This is a genomic window from Muricoccus radiodurans (assembly GCF_050154705.1).
GTDB classification, from domain to species: Bacteria; Pseudomonadota; Alphaproteobacteria; order Acetobacterales; family Acetobacteraceae; genus Roseomonas; species Roseomonas radiodurans.
Map to the genome: position 1 here is coordinate 2,329,837 of NZ_CP189561.1, position 19,136 is coordinate 2,348,972.

The window sequence follows — 19,136 nt, forward strand, 5'->3', positions numbered from 1 at the left end:
AGGATCCCGATGACCGACCTCCTCGACTTCGACACGCCGGAACGCTTCCTCGAAGGGCTGAACGCCTGGGTGGGGATCGAGAGCCCGACCTCGGACGCCGCCGCCGTCAACCGCGTCATGGACCGCGCCCAGGCCGATTTCGAGCGCATCGGCGCGACCGTCGAGCGCGTGCCCGGCACGGGCGGGCGCGGCGACCACCTCGTCGTCCGCGCGCCGTGGAACGCGGGATCGAACGAGCGCGGGGTGACGCTGCTGTCGCACCTCGACACGGTGCACCCGATCGGCAGCCTCGCCCTCAACCCGATCCGCACCGAGGACGGTCGCGCCTACGGCCCCGGGATCAACGACATGAAGGCCGGTGCCCATGCCGGCTTCGCCGCGCTGCGCCGTCTGCTGGAGGAAGGGCGCACCACCCCCCTCCCGCTCACCCTCGTCTACGTCTCGGACGAGGAGGTAGGCAGCCAGACATCCCAGGCGCTGATCGAGGCCGAGGCGAAACGGTCCAAATACGTCCTCGTGCTGGAGGCCGCCCGCGGCGGCGGCCGCGTCGTCACCTCGCGCAAGGGGCTGGCGCGCTACGATCTCGCCGTGCGCGGCGTCCCGGCCCATTCCGGCAGCGCCCACCGCAACGGCCGCTCCGCGGTGAAGGAACTGGCGCACCAGATCCTCGCGCTGGAGAGGATGACCGACTACGATCGCGGTGTGACTGTCTCCGTCGGCATGATCAGCGGCGGCACCGCCGCAAACGTGGTGCCGGAGCACGCGACCTGCAGCATCGACCTCCGCGTCCCCACCATGGCCGACGCGCGGGAGCTGACTGCCCGCATCGAGGGGCTAGCCCCCGTCACCCCCGACGTCACCCTCACCATCACCGGCGGGATGAACCGCTTCCCCTACAGCAAGCCCGAGCGCCCCGACGTCGCGGCGCTGTTCGACCACGCCCGATCGCTAGCCGCCGATATCGGCTTCGACCTCCAGGACCTTCCCTCCGGCGAGGGCTCCGGCGGCTCCGATGGCCAGTTCTGCATTCCCTACGCGGCGGTGCTCGACGGCCTCGGTCCCTTCGGCGGCGGATCGCACACCAATGGGGAGTTCCTCGACGTGAGCACCATCGTTCCGCGCGGCACGCTGCTGCTCCACCTGCTGCAAACCCTGCGCTGATGGGGCACGCCCGAGATCATCGCGAACGCGTGGCATTCTTCGCATCCCCGCACGCTTCCCTGGCGATCGGGGAGGTGCCCTCGGCCAATGGCGGAACCTTCTGACCGACTGATCAGTCCGGCTTGATGTTCGCGCGACGGATCACCTCCGCCCAGCGCGCGGTGTCGTTGCGGATCAGTGCCGCATAATCCGCCGGCCCGCCGCCAACCACCGTGAATCCCAATGTCTCCAGTCGCGGGCTGATGGCCGGATCGCGCACGCCGGTCGAGAAGGCCTCCGCGAGCTTCCGCACAACGGCCTCCGGCGTGCGCGCCGGTGCCAGCACGCCCCAGTGGCCGGACGCCTCGATCTGCGGCAGGCCGACCTCCGTGAAGGTCGGCGTGTCCGGCAGGGCGGGGTTGCGCGCCAGCCCCGTGACCGCGAGCGCGCGCAGTCGCCCCGCGTCCACGTGAGGCTTCACCGCGCTGGCACCGTTGAACATCACCGGCACATGTCCGGCGACCACGTCGTTGGTCGCCGGTCCGGTCCCCCGATAGGGCACGTGGACCATGTCGATCTCGGTCGCCAGCTTGAAGAGTTCCCCGGCCAGGTGCGGTCCGGTGCCGTTCCCGCCTGAGGCATAGCTCAGTTCACCCGGCCGCGCCGTGGCCCATGCCACGAGATCACGGACCGAATGCACGGGCAGCGAGGGATGCACGAGCAGCACGGAGGACCCGCTGGCGAGATGACAGACCGGGAGGAAGTCGCGCGCTGAATCATAGGGCAGGCGGGGCACGAGACCGGGGTTGATGGTGAAGCTGGAGTCGGTCAGCAGCACCGTGTAGCCGTTCGGCTCCGCATGGGCGACAAGCTCGGTTCCGATCACGCCACCGGCACCCGGCCGCGTCTCGATCACGAGAACCTGCCCGAGAGCGCGGCCGACGCCGGCCTCGATCACCCGCGCCAAATTGTCGCTGCCGCCACCGGGGCCGAAGGGAATGACAACGCGGACCGGCCGGTTCGGATAGGGCGTCTGGGCCCGTGCCACTGAGGGCAGTGTCAGCACGGCGCCGGCCAGGGTGCGGCGGGTGAGGCGGATCATGCGGGGCACTCCTCAGCGACCGCGCGGCTTCGGGTGGTTCCCTTCGCCGATATCCCACCAAACGCCCGCCATGATCGCAAGTCCCTCGCGCAACAGGGGCTCCAGCGCGTGCTCGTCGGGGGCGTGCTGATTGCTACCTGCATGGCCGTTCGGCACCCAGGCGACCGGCACTCCAAGCTCCTCTGCGAAGATCGCGGAGGGATTCCCGCCCGACGAGTTCGGAACGAGGTTCGGTGCCGCGCCCGTGCTGCGCCGCAGGCTCTCGGCCAAGGCCTGGATCCAGGGATGGTCGGGATCGGTGCGGGCAGCCGCGAACATCTCCCTTTCGTGCACCGGCACGATCTCCACCCGGTGATGGCCGCGCGCGTCCAGATGGTGCCGGAGCGCGGGCAGGATGGCTGAACCCGCCACGTCCACGGTGTGGCGCACCTGCATGCGCAGCCGCGCCTCTGCCTGCACCGCGTTCGCCGGCGCATCGGGGATGCCGGTGATGCCCGCCAGCACCACGGCGCTTGTCCAGGCGAAGATGCGCTCGGCCTTCGTCAGGCCCGGTTCACCCCACCAGGAATCGGGCTCCGGCAAGCCGGGCAGATCCTCGAAGACGAGGCTTGCGCAGGCGCGGCGCACGCCGTCCGGGATCTCCTTCGGCGTCCAGCCCTCCACCAGGATGCGGCCGTCCTCCGCGAGGATGGAGGCCAGCGCATGGGCCAGCAGAACGGCCGGGTCCGCCAGCACGCCGCCCCAGTGCCCGGAATGATGAGCTCGGTCACGCAGGTTGACGCGCAAATCGAAGGCGACGCCGCCCCGGCAGCCCAGCCGCAGTTCCGGCACCGTGGTCGCCTGGCGTGGCCCGTCAAGACCGATGAACACGTCCGGACGCAACGCCGCACAGTCCCGGGCCACGATCTCGCGCAGGCCGGGCGAGCCGACCTCCTCTCCGGTCTCGATCAGCAGAACGGCGTTGAAGCCCAGCCGGCCTCGCTCCTCCAGCACGGCGCGCAGCGCTTCGATCGCGATCAGGTGCTGGCCCTTGTTGTCGGCGGTGCCGCGGCCGAACCACTTGCCGTCCCGGACGGTAACGGACCAGGGATCGAGGCCGTCGGACCAACGGCCCTCCATGCCGCGGACCACGTCGCCGTGGCCATAGACGAGGACCGTCGGCAGCCCGGCGCCCTCCCGACGTTCCGCGATCAGGGCGGGGCCTCGGCCCGGCAGAGGGTTCGCCGAGAGGCGCGGCTCGAATCCCATCCCCTCCATCAGGGACGGAACGGTCTCCACGCAGTAGCGCTGCAGTTCAGCGGCACTGGCGGGATTCTGGCTCTCGGTGGGCACCGCCACGAGGCGACGAAGCCCGTCGAGGTACTGCCCAGTGGAGAAAGCGCTCCTGGCCCGCCCGATCGCTCCCTCACGAGTGCCCGTCATTCAACGCGTCCCCTGTTCGGATGTCAGGTCGGTGCCGGTGATCGTCGCGGCGTGAGCGCCCATCGAGCGACGATCTGGCCGCTCAGCCCTGGCCGGCCGTGGCAAGGGCCTGCCGGAATGCCGCCTCCACGCCGCTGAGGGCGTGCAGCACGCGGTTGCGTGCCCGCGTGGCGGAGACGGTGAGGAAGGGCCGATCCGCTTCCCGAACTTCGCGCGACAGGCGGCGCAGCGGCTCCAGCGTCGGCCATGCAGGCACTGGCAGAGCCGGTTCATGGCCGAAGCGATCGCCGGCGGTGTAATCCACCGGAACCAGGGCCCGGCACGCGGTCTGAATCGCACCGTTCAGCGCACCGATGCCCTCCGGTCCGGCGGCTTCAAGCTTCGATGTGGCATCCGCGATGAATGTCTCGAGCGCTTTGACGGCCACCAAAATCGGCTCCGCCAAGCCACCTGCGGACGGCGACGACAGAACGGGTTGCAGCTGTGTCCGCAGGTCGCCCAGCTCGGCCGCGAGGCTGATCGGCAAGATCTCGTCGGTCAGCAAGCGCCAGACGGCGTGGCCTACCACCCGGGTATCACGCACCAGGTTCGCCTCGTCCACCTTGTCGGCCAGATCCTCCGGCGTGTGCCACCACCAGCCGAGGTTGCGGCGCCCGTTGGTATCCCCCTTCGGCTGCTCGCTGACGGGACCGAACATGGATGGCACGCCGATGCCGCCGAAGCTGTCGTCCCCGGCGCGACCACGCCGTTTGCCGATATAAGCCTGGCCAGCGTGCTGCTCGACCGCCTCCCTCGCCAACCCGTGCAGCAGCGACATGGCGGCCGTCTCGGACAAGTCGACCGCGTTCATTCCGCCCGTGCTATCCACGTTCACATGCGCGACGCAGCGGCGTTCGAGCTCTGCCCAGTGGGCGTCGGCATACCAAGCAGAGCCGGAGTAGCGGCCCTGGGAATGGCCGGACCAGAAGCACAGGCGAAGGCCGCGCCGCCATTGATCGCGGCGGGGCGCGAAGACCCGGGCGATCTCCAGCATGGTCGCGTTCGCGCCGCCATTGTCCATCACCCCGTAGTGCCAGGTGTCGTGATGGCCAGACAGCATCACGAAGGGCTCGTCCGCCCCGGCGCCGCCCATGTCCGCGACAAGGATCGGGGTCTTGCGCCACCCGGTGTCAACCTCCGCGAAAAGCGTGGCTTGCATTGTGCCAGCGGCGACGCGCTCGCGCAGCTTCTTACCTTCCGACGCCGAGACGGTGACCACCACGGTGGACGGCAGCTCATGGCGCAGTTCCAGCGTCGGACTGCCCCAGACAGGCGAGATGCACATCTCGTAGCGCTGTTCATGCGGGCTGATGTGAATCTGGCCGACGGCGCCGTGTTCCCCCGCAATCCTGCTCGTCTCGGGCGTCGCGATGCCGTCGACAAGCACGATCCGGCCACGCACCTCCTGTCCCGCGTAATCCGCTGCATGACCGCGGGCAACATGAACCACTTCGGCCTTTAACCCACCAAGGGGCGAAGGACGCGAGAAGGAGTGCGTGATGGCCGGCACATCATGCTCCTCAACGGTCAGGCGTGCTGCGCCGGGCAAGCTGATGTAGGCGTCGTGCAGCACGACCTCCGTGCGAAAGCCGCACGCCTTCAGCTCCGCCTCGAAGTATCGCAGGCTCTCACGCTCGGTCTGTGTCCCAGCCAGCTTGGTCCATCGAGCGACTTCCGCGATATCGCGCATCAGCCGCGCAGGCTCAATGGACTGAAGGACGGATGATGGCATCAGCGATCCTCTGCCGCGCCACAGGCACTCACGTCCTGCCCGACGACCACCACAGCCGAATGGGCGCCGCTGAAAGCAAGCGTATTCCTCCGTGGAACACTGTCAACGCCAGCGGACCACCTAGCGCCTTGGCCTTGCTCAGCATACGTGCAGGGCCATCCATGATGATCGACTGCTCGAGTTGTGGGACAAATCGATAGGCTTGCGGGATCATGGGCCATCAGATCCCGAAAGCTTGCGCTCCCGCCGGATCGTTCTTGCGTGTCACGGCCAGGTCCTTGAGCGCGGGCGCGCGAGTGGTGGCCGTTATAGGGAATCAAGAGCTTGGAGTGGTTGGGGCGCCAGGATTCGAACCTGGGAATGGCGGTACCAAAAACCGCTGCCTTACCACTTGGCGACGCCCCATCCGGGCGGCCGGAAGATGCGTCTCCTGCCTCGCGCCGTAAAGGGCCTCTCCCCCTATTCCGGCCCGTGCAGCCCTCCCCCCCACCGCCACCAGGCCGCGGGAAGCCCTGCCGCGGCCCGCGCCGCGGAGGCCGCATCCGGCAGAATGGCGAAGCAGGTCGCGCCGGATCCGCTCATCCGGGCGATCAAGGCGCCGGGCAGGGCCGACAAGGCGGCCAGGACCTCCGCCACCGGCGGGCAGAGCGCGATCGCCGCCGGCTCCAGATCATTCCGCAGCATCCGCAACGCTGCCGCGAGCTCCGCCGCGTCCGACCAGGAAGGGGGCAGCACAGCAGCCTCGGAGAAGCCGCCGCCTCGCGCCCTGAAGACGGCTGGCGTCGGAAGAGCGACCCGCGGATTGGCCAGGACCAGACCCAGCGGCGGCAGGATTGGCGCGGCGGACAGGACGTCTCCCACCCCGCTCATCCGGGCCGCATGGCTGCGAACGCAGACCGGGACATCCGCCCCCAGCCGCGCCGCCAGCGCCTCCAGCGCCGCCGTCCCCAGCCGGAAATCCCAGAGCCGGTTCAGGAGCCGGAGTGCCGCTGCCGCGTCCGCCGATCCCCCGCCGATGCCGGATGCGACCGGCAGCGCCTTCTCCAGCGTCAGGGCCGCACCCGCTGCCGCCTGCCGCCCTGCCTCCTGTGGCCGGCCATGCGCCTCCTCTGCCAGCAGCCGGGCCGCCCGCAGGACGAGGTTGTCCGGCTCGGCCGAAAGGGCCCCCGCCTCCGGCCCTGTGAGCGTGAGGGAAAGATCCCGCCCCGGCACCGCGGAGACGCGGTCCGCGATCCCTGCGAACACCACCAGGCTGTCCAGCAGGTGATATCCGTCCGCGCGCCGGCCGGTGACGTGCAGAAACAGGTTCACCTTCGCCGGTGCCGCCTCCACGCGTGAAGTCACGACGCCGCTCAGCGGATCGCGGCGGTTGTGGGAAGCCCGTTGCGCAGCTTCGCCTCGATCCGCGGCGTGTCGCCCGGCCCGGGGTCGAGCCCCAGGGCACGACGCCACTGGAAACGCGCCTCCGCCTGCCGGCCCGCGGCCCAGTAGGCGTCGCCCAGATGGTCGTTGATCGTGGCGTTGCGGGATTCCAGCTCCGCCGCCCGCTCCAGCTGGCGGATCGCGGCGGGCAGATGGCCCAGGCGGAACAGCGCCCAGCCGAGGCTGTCCGCGATGTTGCCATCCTCCGGCCGCTGCGCCGCGGCGCGCTCGAGCATCGTCCGGGCCTCCTGCAGCCGCTCGCCCCGCTCCACCCAGGCATAGGCGAGGTGGTTCAGGAGCACCGGCTGCTCCGGCGACAAGGCCAGCGCCTGACGGAAGTCAGCCTCCGCCTGCGGCCAGCGCCCCGCGCGCTCATGCGCCAGGCCACGCGCGAAGAAGAGCGGCCACTCGCTCGTCCCCGGCCGCGCGATCCGCGCGATGGCGCGGTCATACGCCTCGACAGCCTCGGCCGACCGGCCGCGGGCGCGCAGGATGTCGCCGAGCTTCGCCTGGGGCTGGGGCGCCTGGGCGTGCGCGGCATCCAGCCGCCGCAGCAGGGCCAGGGCCTCCTCCGTCCGGTCGAGCTGGTCGAGCAGCGAAGCCCGGCGCAGCGCGACCAGCGGCGCCATGGGGTCATCTGAGGCCACGCCGTCCAGCACGACCAGCGCCCCGCGGGGATGCCGCTCATCCACGAGGCATTCCGCCGCCAGCAACTGCGCGGGCGCGAAGTTCGGCCGCAACCGCATGGACAGCCGCGCGAGGATGAGGCCGAGCTCCGGCGCCCCTTGCCCGCGCAGCGCGGCACCGAGCGCCACCTGCGCCTCCGCCATCCCCTCCGTCGCCGAGGCGACGGCACGGCCCGAAACCGCCGTCCGCCGCGATGCCGGGCCAGCCGCCAGCGCCACGTCATCGGAGCCGAGCGACATGGCGTCGAACAACCGCCCCCCGTCCTCCGCTCGCCCCGCCCGGGCCAGAATGCCGGCCGCGATGGCCAGCAGCCGCAGGTTCGGCTCTTCCGCCTCGGCCACCGCGATCCGGACCAGCCGCTCCGCATCGCGCGGACGGTTCGCGATGTCGGCGATCATGGCCGCATGCAGCGCCGCCAGCCCGCGCAGGCGCCCGCCTTCCGTATAGGGCCGCAGTGTCGTCAGCGCCGCGTCCGTCGCGCCCCGCCCGGCCTGCGTCCAGGCCAGCAGCAGCGGCTGCAGGATCTGCGCGCTCCCCTGGCGCGGCAGGCTGCGGATGCGGGCCTCGGCGCGATCCCAGCGCCCGGCCTGGGCATCGGCACCGGCCAGGAGCAGCGCCGCAAGCTGGCTCTCCGGCAACCGCCGCGCGAGGCGGACGGCGTCGGACCGCCCATCCATGACGGCGGCGTTGAAGGCGCGGTCGAGGATCTCCGGCTCGTCGGGCGCAACCCGCAGGGCGCTGAGCAGCGCATCCGCCGCCACGGTCGTGTCGCTCTCGCTGGCCGCGAGCCGCCCGGCGAGGTAGGCGCCGAAGGCACCGCGCCCGCTATCGGAGTGACGCCGCAGCCCCGGCGCCCCCGGCTCGGCGGCCTCTGCGCTGTCGGCTGCAGGGGCCATTTCCGGATCGGTAGCCCCCGGTCCCGGACCGCCCGCGGCACAACCCGCCAGGAGCGCGGCCGCGAGCAATCCAGCCCGGGCACGGGCCGTCAGCACGCCATCGAGTCGGGGTCGGCAGGAACGCGTGGAACCGGGCGGGATCATGGGCCGCAACGTAGGATTTCGCTGCCCTGCCCTGCCAGCCCCCCGCGCACTCGCGTGATCGAGGTCCCGATTCTGTGGCTTTTCGGTGGGCGCCATCCCCGCTGCTCCGGCGTCTCCGACAGGCCGGTCGCACCGCCTGTCTCGTCTGTCGCGGCAACGGTTTCGGCCCCTTGCCCGGTTTCGATCCGGTGTGGTCACGTTACGCAACGTCCACAGAGGAACCCGACCGATGCGTCGCCTTCTCGCCGTCCTCGCCCTGCTCGCCGTCGGCCTCGCCGCCGCGCCGGCCGAGGCGCAGAACCGCTTCTGGCTGGTGAACAACACCGGCGATACGATCCAGGAGGCCTACGTCTCCGCCACCCGCGTCTCCAACTGGGGCCCGGACATTCTCGGCGCCGGCGTCCTGCCCTCCGGCAACCGCGTGTGGGTGACGCCCGCCTTTGGCGACTGCGTCCTCGATGTCCGCGTGCGCTTCGCCAGCGGGCGGGAGGAGACCCGGATGGGCCTCAACGCCTGCGCCATCAACACCATTGCCTTCGGGTATGGCGGCGGCGGTGGGGGCGGCACCGGCGCAGTCATCGGTGGTGGCTATGGCGTGGTCGGCCCGGCGGCTGGTCGCAACCCCTCCTTCAACTTCGTCAATCAGAGCGGCGCGGTGATCCGTGAGATCTACGTGTCCCTCTCCTCACAGAGCAACTGGGGCGCCGACCGGCTGGGCGCGAACGTCCTGAACCCCGGCGGCTCGCTCTGGATCGACCTGCCGCAGGGCGGTTCCTGCAACTCCGACATCCGCGTGGTCTACATGAACGGCGCAGCCAGTGAGCGGCGGGGCGTCGAGACCTGCAGCCGTACCGACGTCGGCTGGCGCTGATCCACCCTGACCGGCGGCGAGTTGGGGCGGGGTCTTCGGACCCCGCCCTTTTTTCGTGAACGCGGCGGCTCGAAAACGTGAAAAATCAGCGGGAGAACACCCCTCTGTTCTTCTGATGTTCTTGACTTCACTCCCCTCCCCTGCCCAGATGCTCCCGGAACGTAGAGCGAACGCAGACGGAGGCCATCCCATGCCCGACGGCAGCCTCGGCATCGGCTTTTCTACCCTCCCCGGCGCGCGCCGGGGCCGCGGCGCCGTGTCCAACCCGCCGAACCGCTTCGAGCGCGCGCGCAGCAACGCCTTCGACGATGGCTGGAACACGCTCGCAGAGGCGCTGGCCGACCTGCCACCTCTCGCCACCAGCCTGACACGGGATGCCTCGAAGTCCGCGATCGCCTGGAATGACAGCCCCGACATCGGCTTCGATCGGGCGGTAAACCCGTATCGCGGCTGCGAGCACGGCTGCATCTACTGCTACGCGCGGCCAACGCATGCCTGGATCGGCCTCTCCCCCGGTCTCGACTTCGAATCCCGGCTCCTCTTCAAGCCCGACGTCGCCGCGCAGCTGGAGCAGGAGCTACGCAAGCCGGGGTACGTGCCCCGCCCGCTCGCGCTCGGCTCCAACACCGACCCCTATCAGCCAGTCGAGCGCACCCTCGGCCTGACCCGCCAGGTGCTGGAGGTGCTGGAGCGCTTCAACCACCCCGTCACGATCGTCACCAAGTCCGCCGGCGTGCTGCGAGATCTGGACATCCTGACGCGGCTGGCCGCCCGAAACCTCGTCCAGGTCTGCCTTTCCGTCACCACGCTGGACAACCGCCTGGCTCGCATCATGGAGCCCCGCGCCGCCACCCCGCTGCGCCGACTGGCCGCGATGCACGAATTGTCCCGCGCCGGCGTGCCGGTGGGCGTGCTGACCGCTCCGATGATCCCCGGCGTGAACGACGCCGAGCTGGAGAAGATCCTGGAGGCCAGCCACGCCCACGGGGCCCGCGCCGCCGGCTACGTGCTGCTGCGCCTGCCGCTGGAGATCCGGCAGATGTTCGAGGACTGGCTGAACGCCCACATGCCCGACCGTGCGGCGCGCGTCCTCGCGCTGGTGCGGGAGACCCGGGCCGGCAAGACCTACGACTCCCGGTGGGGCGTCCGGCAGACCGGCAGCGGCCCTTATGCCGATCTGCTGGCCCAGCGCTTTCGGGTCGCGGTGAAGCGCCTGGGCCTGGACAAGGCGCGAGAGAACGGCAGCCTCGACTGCACCGCCTTCACCGTGCCGGGCGCGGAGCCGCGGCAGTTGGAACTGCTGTAGCACCATCGGCCCGGGGAAGGCGCTGCCACCCCCTCGCCTCTTCCGCCGGGGACCCTTGAGGGCCCCCGGAATCCCGCGTCTATGAAGCGCCCTTGCCGGAGCGCATTCGTGTAGAATGAAGGTCCAGGAACCCCAGGGTTCCTGGCGGATGGGGTCTGGGGAAGGCAGAGCCTTCCCCAGGGTCACCAACCCGACCGCTACTGACCCACGCGCACGTAGCGCAGCGGGAAATAGTTGTCCGCCATCTGCTGCAGCGTGATGTTGGACCGCGCCGCCCACACCACCGTCTGCTGGTGCAACGGGATGTGCCCCACATCCTCGATGTGGATGCGGTTGGCCTGATTGATCAGCTCCTGCCGGCGCGCCGGGTTCGTCTCCACCGCGATCTGGTCGACGATCCGGTCGAACTCGGGATTGCTCCAGCCGCCAGAGTTGAACACGCCGCGCTGCCGCGACGCGTCGCGCGACGCCATGATGTTGAAGAACGTGTTGTGGGCGTCATAGGTCGTCGGCGTCCAGCCGAGCAGGTAGAAGCTCGTCTGGTAGCGCGGCGCCAGGATCTCGGCGAAGTAGCGGGCCCGGGTCTGGGCGTTCAGCGTCACCCGCACGCCGATGCGGGCCAGCATGGACACGATCGCCGTGCAGATCGCCTCATCGTTGACGTAGCGATCGTTCGGGCAGTCCATCGTGATCCCGAAGCCGTTGGGATACCCAGCCTCCGCCAGCAGGCGGCGGGCACCGTCGGGATCGGGCCGCACGATGCGATCCTCCGCCGGCACGTAGCCGTTCACGCCCGGCCCGTACATCAGCGCGCTCGGGCGCGACTGGCCGCGCATGATGCGAGTACGGATGGCCTCCAGGTCGATCGCCTGCTGGAAGGCGCGGCGCACGCGCACGTCGCGGAAGGGATTGCGGCCGCGCACGTCGGACTTCAGCAACTCATCGCGGGCCTGATCGAAGCCCAGGAAGACGGTCCGCAGCTCCGCCTGCTGGTGGATGCGGATGTTCTGCTGGCGTGACAGCCGCTCCGTGTCCTGCGGCGGTACGGTGTAGACCATGTCCACCTCGCCCGAGAGCAGGGCGGCGATGCGCGTCGCGTCATTCGCGATGACGTTGAACTGCACCTCGGTCAGGTTGTGCTCCACGCGGTCCCACCAGTTCGGGTTCACGCGCAGCACCGTGCGGCGGTCGGGCTCGCGGCTGGCCAGGATGAAGGGGCCGGTGCCGTTGGCATTGCGGGTGGCGAAGTTCTCCTGGCCCGTGGTCAGGTCCACCGTGCGGGTCGCGTTGTTCGCCTCGGCCCAGCGGCGGGACATCATCACCCAGGTGGTGATCTCCTCCAGGAAGATCGGGTCGGGCTGGTGCGTCTCGAACTCGACGGTGAAGTCATCGACCTTCCGGATCTCCTTCACCGAGGAGAGAACGGAGGTCAGGTTCGATCCCTGCGCCCGCACCCGCTCGGCCGAGAAGAGCACGTCGTCGGCGGTGAAGGGCTCGCCGCCGTGGAAGCGCACGTTCTGCCGGAGGTTGAACCGCCAAACGGTGGGCGAGGGCTGCGACCAGGAGGTGGCCAGCGCCGGCTCAACCCGCAACTCCCGGTTCCGGCGGACCAGCGGCTCGTAGATGTTCGCCGTGAAGGTGAGGAGAAAGGTCTCGTTCCGGGCGTAGGGATCCATCGAGTTGACGTCGCCGTCATTCGCCCAACGGAAGGTCACCGCCAGCGCGCCCGAGGCCAGGCTCCCCGCGCCCAGCAGCAGCGCCGCAGCGCCTGCCAGGAGAAGTCGTCGCATTCCATGTCTCCCCACTCAGAAGAATGTGAGGCTAGGCGCGCGCGCCACAAATGAAAACGGGGGCCGCGAGGCCCCCGTGAAGCAACAAACGAAAAAGCGCCGATCAGGCCGCGCGCAAGGCTCGTGGCAGGTCCGACACGGCCCGGTCTACCATGGCCGCATCGGCCTCGGCGGTCAGGCGCTCCGCGATGACGGAACGGGCGGCGCTCGTCGCGATCTCCGCGGCGGCCGCACGCACCTCGGCGAGCGCGCTCGCCTCGGCCGCGGCGATGCGGTCCATCGCCATCCGCTCTCGGCGCGCCGCCGAGGCCTCGGCCTCGGCCGCCGTCGCGGCGGCGGCGCGGTCGGCCTCGGCCCGGGCGCGGGCGATCATCTCCTCCGCCTCCTTCACCGCCGCGGCGCGGTCGGCCTCGGCGGCCTTGCGCATGACCTCGGCCTCCTCGCGCAGCCGGCTCGCCTCGGCCAGCTCCGCGCGAACCTGCGCGGCGCGGGCGTCCAGCATTCCCGTGAGCGCTGTCCAGAGCTTGCGCCCGACCAGCAGCAGGAAGACGACGAAGGAGACGGCGACCCAGAACTTCGGGTCGAGCCAGAAGTGCTCGTAGTGGTGGTGCATCACGCGCCTCCCGGCAGGTTCCGCGCGGCCAGCTCGCGCTGGACGGCGGCGGCCACGGCCGCCCGGTCCTCAAGACCCGACAAGCGCTTCACCAGCGCCTCCGTGGCATCGGTCGCGGCCTCGCGCAGCGCGCCCATGGCGGCGTCGCGGGCAGCACCGATGCGGGACTCGGCCTCGGCGATCTGGGCGTTCAGCTTTGCGGCCAACGCCTCGGAGCGGCCATGGGCCTCGTCCTGCGCCATCTTGACGGCAGCGGCGACGGAGGCCTGGGCCTCGGCGCGCGCACGGGCCGTGCTGTCGCGGTGCCCGGCCTCGGCCGCCTCGGCCTGGGCGCGAGCGTCGCGCGCCGCGTCCAGGTCGGCCGCGATGCGCGCGCGCCGGTCCTCGATCACCTCCCGCACCGGCGGCAGCAGGTAATGCGCCGCGAGGTAGACGAGAAGCCCGAAGATGATGAACAGCCAGACCACCTGGGCGATGGTCAGCGGGTTCGCGAAGTCGAGCTGCGGCATCCCGCCCGCGTCCGCATCGCGCCGCGCCGCGGCGTTGTAGTCGGCCGCGGTCCGGTGCGCGCTGTCCACCGCACGGGCGCGGTCGCTGTCCGCCTGGACGGCGACGCTGGGCGGCTGCTGCCCGGGCAGGGGCCCGTCGGTGCGCACCGGGCCGTGCGGCGCCGGGGCGGTCACCTGCTGGGCGATGGCCGCCGGCGCCTGCAGGAGCAGGAAGCCCAGGGCGAGCGCGTGCCAGAAGCGGCCGTGGAAGGGGCGGATCATCATGTCTCCGTCCCGCCGGCCGCGACCGGGTGGACCCGGGCGCGGCCGCGCGGACGCCTGATCAGGCGAAGAGGATGAGGAAGGCGATCAGCAGGGCGAAGAGCGCCACCGCCTCGGTCAGGGCGAAGCCCAGAATGCCGATCGGGAACACCGCGTCGCGGGCGCCCGGGTTGCGGGCCACGCTGCTGATGAGGGAGGAGAAGATGTTGCCGATGCCGAGGCCGACGCCGAACAGCGCGATCACGGCGAGGCCGGCGCCAAGGGCCTTGTAGGCCCCGAGATAGGCGGCGGGATCGTTCATCGGAAGGGTCCTTGTCTGTCCGAGGGAAAGGGCCGCGCGACTAGTGCAGGTGCACCGCGTCGTGCAGGTAGATGCTGGTGAGGATCGCGAAGACGTAGGCCTGGAGGAAGGCGACGAGGATCTCGAAGCCGACCAAGGCCACGTTCACCGCGAGCGGCAGCGCCGCGCCGAGAAAGCCGACGGCGCCCAGCGAGCCGATCAGCACGATGAAGGTCGCGAAGACCTTCAGCATCACGTGCCCCGCGACCATGTTCGCGAAGAGACGGATGGAGAGGGAGACGGGCCGGGAGATGTAGGAGACCACCTCGACCGGGATGATGATGGGCGCGAGCCACAGCGGCGCGCCCTCGGGGAAGAAATAGCCGAAGAACTTCTTCCCGTGGATCGCCAGCGCCACGATCGTCGTCACCAGGAATACCAGCACCGCTAGACCGAGCGTGACCGCGATGTGGGAAGTGTAGGTGAAAGCGTAGGGCAGCAGGCCCAGCATGTTGCCGAACAGCACGAACATGAAGAGCGCGAAGACGAAGGGAAAATACCGCCGCCCCTCATGCCCGACCTGCCCGACCACAAGCCCTTCGACGAACTCGTAGAGCATCTCCGCCGCGGCCTGCAGCCGGCCCGGCACGATCGCCCGGTGGCGCATGCCATAGAGGAAGAGGGCCGTGATCAGCCCCACCGCCAGCAGCATGTGCGCGTTGGACTGCGAGAATCCCACGGCGCGGCCGACCGGCCCCAGCACGGGAACCAGCTCGAACTGGCTCAGCGCGTCGATCGTCTTGCCTTCGGCGGCCACGTTGCGGTCCCTGTATCAGCGCTTCGGGGCGCTCCGGGGGGTGAACAGGCGATAGACGTTCAGCACCCCGGCCGCGCCGCCCACCAGGAAGAACACCAGGAAGAGCCAGGGGAAGGTCCCGAGCCAGCGGTCCAGGGCAAAGCCCAGGCCCGCGCCCACGACCAGCGCCGCCACCACCTCGACCCCCGCGCGGAAGCCAATTCCCCACGGTCCCTGCGGCAAGGACCCGGCCCCCTTCTTGGGGTCGGGGTCCAGGCCCTGACGGGCCCTGGCCTGCCGCAGTTGGTCGTCGAAGCGGTCCCGGTTTTCCAACCTGCTCCCCTGCGGCTCACCCGCCGGAAGGCAGGGGGTCCCTAAATGTCCGTCCATGTGGTGTCAAGCGCGTGCGCCGCAGCAAAGCGGCCTCGCACCACGCTTCCCACCGGCCCGCGTCAGGCCCCGACGAAGCCGCCGGACTGCCGCTCCCACAGCCGGGCATAGGCCCCGCCGCGCGCCAGCAGCTCGGCATGCGTGCCGGACTCTGCCACGCGCCCCTCCTCCAGCACCACCAGCCGGTCCAGCCGGGCGATGGTGGACAGGCGGTGGGCGATCGCGATGACGGTCTTTCCCCGCATCAGCGCGTCCAGTTGCTCCTGGATCGCCGCCTCCACCTCGGAGTCGAGGGCGCTCGTCGCCTCATCCAGCACGAGGATCGGCGCGTCCTTCAGCAGCACCCGCGCGATCGCCACCCGCTGCCGCTGCCCGCCCGAGAGCTTCACGCCCCGCTCCCCCACACGGGCATCGTAGCCCGCCCGCCCCCGCCAGTCCCGCAGCCCGAGGATGAACTCGTGCGCGTGCGCCTGCCGCGCCGCCGCCTCGATCTCCGCCTCCGTGGCGTCCGGCCGGCCGAAGCGGATGTTCTCCCGGATCGAGCGGTGCAGCAGCGCCGTGTCCTGCGTCACCACGCCCACCGCGCCGCGCAGCGACTCCTGCGTCACCCCAGCGATGTCCTGCCCGTCCACGGTGATCCGCCCCGCCTCCGGGTCGAAGAATCGCAGCAGCAGGTTCACGGCCGTTGTCTTGCCGGCGCCGGAGTGCCCGATCAGCCCCACCCGCTCCCCCGGTGCGATGGTCAGGTCGAAGCCGTCCAGCACGGAGCCGTCCGGGCGGCCATAGCCGAATCGCACCTGCTCGAACCGGATCGCGCCGCGGGTCACGCGCAGCGGCACGGCCCCGGGCCGGTCGGGCGCCGTGGGGGGCACGGCGATGCTGCCCATTCCCTCCTGCACCACGCCGATCCCCTCGAAGATGGAGGCGACGTTCTGCGCCACCCAGCCCGAGATGTTCGCGATCTGCCACGCCATCGGCAGGGCGGTGGCGACCGCCCCCGCCCCGATGCTGCCCCGGCTCCAGAGCCAAAGGGACAGCGCCGCCATGGACACCAGCAGCGTCGCGTTGAGCGCCGAGAGCAGCAGTGCGTTTAACGTGACCATCCGCATCTGGCGCCGGAAGGCGTCGGTCAGACCCTCCACCCCCTCCCGCACGAAGGCATCTTCCCGCTCCGCCCGTGCGAAGAGCTTCAGCGTCAGAATGTTCGTGTAGGCATCCACGATCCGCCCGGTCAGCAGGCTGCGCTGCTCGGACGCCGCGCGGGACCGGTCCCGCATCCGCGGCACGATCACCCGCAGCAGCGCGGCATAGAGCACGAACCAGACCCCGATCGGGATCACCAGCCGCGGGTCCAGCGCCGCCAACCAGACCGCGGCGGAGGTGCCGTAGACCAGGATATACCAGACCGCGGTGACGGACTGGACCACGCTCTCCCGAAGGGATGGCCCGGTCTGCATCACGCGGTTGGCGATCCGCCCCGCGAAATCCTCCTGGAAGAAGGCCCAGCCCTGCCGCACCACCCCCCGATGCGCCTGCCACCGGATCAGGGAGGTGAAGGAGGGCTGGATCGCCTGGTTGGCGATCAGGTTCTGCCCCAGGATCGCCAGCGGACGCCCCACCAGCAGCACGGCCGCCATCCCGGCCAGCGACGCCCCGGCCGTCGCCCAGATCTCCCCCGGCGGCACCCGCTCGATCAGCGACACGACCCGCCCGATGAAGACCGGGATCAGCGTGTCCAGCAGCGCGACCGCCAGGCCGGCCGCGAAGAGCAGCGCGAAGGACGCCCGGGCCTGCCGGATGAAGTGCAGGTAGAAGCCCAGCAGCCGGCGCGGCGGCGCCTCCTCCGGCACCGGCGCGCCCAGCAGGCGTGACGCCCGCTCGCCCGGCGCCGCCACCGGATCCACCAGGCCCTCGAAGAAGCGGAAGAGCATTCGGTAGGCCTGACCAGTCCTGTTCGCCGTGGAGTGCCGAGAGATGGTGCCCCGGCGCCGGGTGGCCAACCTCAGGAGTGAAGCGCGCCCCGGACGACCCGGGTTGCCGCCGGACGGAAACGTTGCCTGGACACAACGCGACCGGGGGCGCCAGCATCCCGCACCGGGCGCGCCAGACGCCCTCTGAGAGGATCGTTCGGATGCGCCTTCCCCGTCGCGCCACGCTGGCGCTCGCCGCCGGCCTGCCGCTCGCCGCCCCCGCCCTGGCGCAAAGGCGGGGCGACCCGCGGGTGCTGCGGGTGAAGCTGTTCGGAGACCTCCGCGCGCTCGATCCCTTCATCAGCCCGGAGTACATGGCCCGCAACCACGGCTACATGGTCTACGACACGCTCTTCGCCCTGGATTTGCGGCTGCGCCCGCGCCCCCAGATGGTGGACGAGTACTCCACCAGCCCCGACGGCCTGACCTGGACCTTCCGCCTGCGGAACGGCCTGCGCTTCCATGACGGCACCCCCGTCACCTCGGAGGACGTGGTCGCCAGCCTCCGCCGCTGGGCCATCCGGGACGGCCACGGCGCCCAGATGCTGGCGGAGGGCAACCAGTTGGAAGCGCTCGACGCGCGCCGGGTCCGCCTCACCCTCGCCCGGCCCTGGGGTCTCGTGCTGGACGCCCTCGCGAAACCCTCCGGCCTGCCCGCCTTCATCATGCCGGCCCGGGTCGCCGCCACCCCGATGAGCACCCCCATCACGGACCCGACCGGCAGCGGTCCCTACATGCTGCGCCGCGAGGACTGGCGCCTCGGCGACCGCACGACCTACCGCCGCAACCCCGACTATGCCGCCCGCGCGGAGGAACCGGACGGCCTCGCCGGCGCCAAGCGCGCCCGGATCGACACGGTGGAATGGGTCTTCCTGCCCGACGCCACCACCGCCCTGAACGCCCTCCAGACCGGTGAGCTCGACATCTTCGAGGAGCTGCCGCCCGACCTCTTCGGCGTCGTCACCCGCAACCGGAACCTTCGGCTGGCCGCGCAGGACAACACCGGCGTGCAGCCGATCTTCCGGATGAACCACGCGGCCCCGCCCTTCGATAATCCGCGCCTGCGCCAGGCCATGCGCCTGCTGGTGGACCCCGCCGAGATGATGCCGGCCTACATGACGGACGCGGAGCGCTGGCGGGACTGCAAGTCCTTCTTCCCCTGCGCCTCCCCCGTCCACACGAGCGAGAACTGGCCCACCCCCAACCTCGACGCCGCGCGGGAGGCGGTGCGCGCCAGCGGCTATGACGGCACGCCGGTCGTGGTGCTGGACGCGCAGGACAGCACGATCAGCAGCACCTTCGCCCGCGTCGCCGCCGACCGCCTGCGCCGCGCCGGGATGAATGTGGACCTGCAGGCGATGGACTGGGCCACCCTCGTCACCCGCCGCATGTCCCGCGCCCCCGGACCGCAGGGCTGGAGCCTCTTTGTCTCGGCCCCCGCCGCGGTGGACCTGATGGACCCGGTCAGCCACATCGCCCTCCGCTCGGCCTGCGAGCGCACCGCCCTGCCCGGCTGGCCCTGCGATTCGGAGATGGAGCGCCTGCGTGACGCCTATGCGGCGGCCGGCACCGAGGAGGAGCGCCGCCGCCTCGCCGCCGCCACCCAGGCCCGCGCGCTGGAGGTCGTGCCCTATGTCCCGATCGGGATGATGAGCCTCGTCCGCGGCCACGCCGCGAACCTGTCCGGCATCCTGGAAGCAGCGGTGCCGGTCTACTGGAACATCGCCAAGTCCGCCTGATCGCGTGGCTGTCGGAGGCGGAAGGAG

Annotated in this window: 16 protein-coding genes and 1 tRNA gene; 4 read left to right on the forward strand and 13 right to left on the reverse strand. The window is 70.8% G+C overall.

Annotated elements, in window-relative coordinates:
• Nucleotides 1-9 precede the first annotated feature (9 nt).
• Nucleotides 10-1,161, forward strand: a complete 1,152-nt coding sequence (locus ACP6CK_RS11420) for a M20 family metallopeptidase (protein WP_426959045.1) — start codon at nt 10-12, stop codon at nt 1,159-1,161.
• 112 nt (nt 1,162-1,273) lie between these two features.
• Here ACP6CK_RS11420 and ACP6CK_RS11425 read toward each other — a convergent pair whose 3' ends face one another.
• From ACP6CK_RS11425 to ACP6CK_RS11450, 6 genes are all read right to left on the reverse strand, one after another.
• On the reverse strand, nt 1,274-2,242 hold the full coding sequence (locus ACP6CK_RS11425) for a Bug family tripartite tricarboxylate transporter substrate binding protein (protein ID WP_426959047.1): 969 nt from the start codon (nt 2,240-2,242) through the stop codon (nt 1,274-1,276).
• Nucleotides 2,243-2,254: 12 nt separating this feature from the next.
• A complete protein-coding gene (locus ACP6CK_RS11430) occupies nt 2,255-3,664 on the reverse strand; it encodes a M20/M25/M40 family metallo-hydrolase (RefSeq protein ID WP_426959048.1) in 1,410 nt (469 codons plus the stop codon).
• Nucleotides 3,665-3,746: 82 nt separating this feature from the next.
• The gene (locus ACP6CK_RS11435) at nt 3,747-5,435 is read right to left on the reverse strand and encodes a M28 family peptidase (protein ID WP_426959050.1); all 1,689 of its coding nucleotides are present in this window, start codon (nt 5,433-5,435) and stop codon (nt 3,747-3,749) included.
• Nucleotides 5,436-5,765: 330 nt separating this feature from the next.
• A tRNA-Gln gene (locus ACP6CK_RS11440) sits at nt 5,766-5,840 on the reverse strand.
• 54 nt (nt 5,841-5,894) lie between these two features.
• Entirely contained in the window at nt 5,895-6,779 is an 885-nt protein-coding gene (locus ACP6CK_RS11445) for a 4-(cytidine 5'-diphospho)-2-C-methyl-D-erythritol kinase (protein WP_426959051.1), read from the reverse strand.
• Between the two features lie 8 nt (nt 6,780-6,787).
• Nucleotides 6,788-8,440, reverse strand: a complete 1,653-nt coding sequence (locus ACP6CK_RS11450) for a tetratricopeptide repeat protein (protein WP_426959053.1) — start codon at nt 8,438-8,440, stop codon at nt 6,788-6,790.
• A gap of 373 nt (nt 8,441-8,813) precedes the next feature.
• Here ACP6CK_RS11450 and ACP6CK_RS11455 point away from each other — a divergent pair, with 373 nt between their 5' ends.
• Both ACP6CK_RS11455 and ACP6CK_RS11460 read left to right on the forward strand, forming a co-directional pair.
• On the forward strand, nt 8,814-9,455 hold the full coding sequence (locus tag ACP6CK_RS11455) for a Tat pathway signal protein (protein ID WP_426959054.1): 642 nt from the start codon (nt 8,814-8,816) through the stop codon (nt 9,453-9,455).
• 190 nt (nt 9,456-9,645) lie between these two features.
• Nucleotides 9,646-10,761: a PA0069 family radical SAM protein gene (locus ACP6CK_RS11460; RefSeq protein WP_426959055.1), complete on the forward strand. Its 1,116-nt coding sequence runs from the start codon at nt 9,646-9,648 to the stop codon at nt 10,759-10,761.
• A 197-nt stretch (nt 10,762-10,958) separates the two neighbouring features.
• Here the strand turns inward: ACP6CK_RS11460 and ACP6CK_RS11465 are convergent, their stop codons facing one another.
• The 7 genes from ACP6CK_RS11465 to ACP6CK_RS11495 form a co-directional block, all read right to left on the reverse strand.
• Nucleotides 10,959-12,551, reverse strand: a complete 1,593-nt coding sequence (locus tag ACP6CK_RS11465) for an ABC transporter substrate-binding protein (protein WP_426959057.1) — start codon at nt 12,549-12,551, stop codon at nt 10,959-10,961.
• Nucleotides 12,552-12,654: 103 nt separating this feature from the next.
• Complete coding sequence (locus tag ACP6CK_RS11470) at nt 12,655-13,164, reverse strand: F0F1 ATP synthase subunit B (RefSeq protein WP_426959059.1); 510 nt, start codon at nt 13,162-13,164, stop codon at nt 12,655-12,657.
• Nucleotides 13,164-13,937 carry a F0F1 ATP synthase subunit B' gene (locus tag ACP6CK_RS11475; RefSeq protein ID WP_426959060.1) on the reverse strand — a complete coding sequence of 258 codons (774 nt, stop codon included), beginning with the start codon at nt 13,935-13,937 and terminating at the stop codon, nt 13,164-13,166. Before ACP6CK_RS11475 ends, ACP6CK_RS11470 begins: the two co-directional genes overlap by 1 nt.
• 58 nt (nt 13,938-13,995) lie before the next feature.
• Nucleotides 13,996-14,235 carry an ATP synthase subunit C family protein gene (locus ACP6CK_RS11480; RefSeq protein WP_415386855.1) on the reverse strand — a complete coding sequence of 80 codons (240 nt, stop codon included), beginning with the start codon at nt 14,233-14,235 and terminating at the stop codon, nt 13,996-13,998.
• A 40-nt stretch (nt 14,236-14,275) separates the two neighbouring features.
• Nucleotides 14,276-15,031, reverse strand: a complete 756-nt coding sequence (locus ACP6CK_RS11485; protein WP_426959063.1) for a F0F1 ATP synthase subunit A — start codon at nt 15,029-15,031, stop codon at nt 14,276-14,278.
• 15 nt (nt 15,032-15,046) lie between these two features.
• On the reverse strand, nt 15,047-15,253 hold the full coding sequence (locus tag ACP6CK_RS11490; RefSeq protein WP_426959064.1) for an AtpZ/AtpI family protein: 207 nt from the start codon (nt 15,251-15,253) through the stop codon (nt 15,047-15,049).
• Nucleotides 15,254-15,462: 209 nt separating this feature from the next.
• The gene (locus ACP6CK_RS11495) at nt 15,463-17,331 is read right to left on the reverse strand and encodes an ABC transporter ATP-binding protein (RefSeq protein ID WP_426959065.1); all 1,869 of its coding nucleotides are present in this window, start codon (nt 17,329-17,331) and stop codon (nt 15,463-15,465) included.
• 200 nt (nt 17,332-17,531) lie between these two features.
• On the opposite strand from ACP6CK_RS11495, the gene ACP6CK_RS11500 reads away from it, so the two are divergent.
• Nucleotides 17,532-19,109, forward strand: a complete 1,578-nt coding sequence (locus tag ACP6CK_RS11500) for an ABC transporter substrate-binding protein (protein ID WP_426959067.1) — start codon at nt 17,532-17,534, stop codon at nt 19,107-19,109.
• Nucleotides 19,110-19,136: the final 27 nt, after the last annotated feature.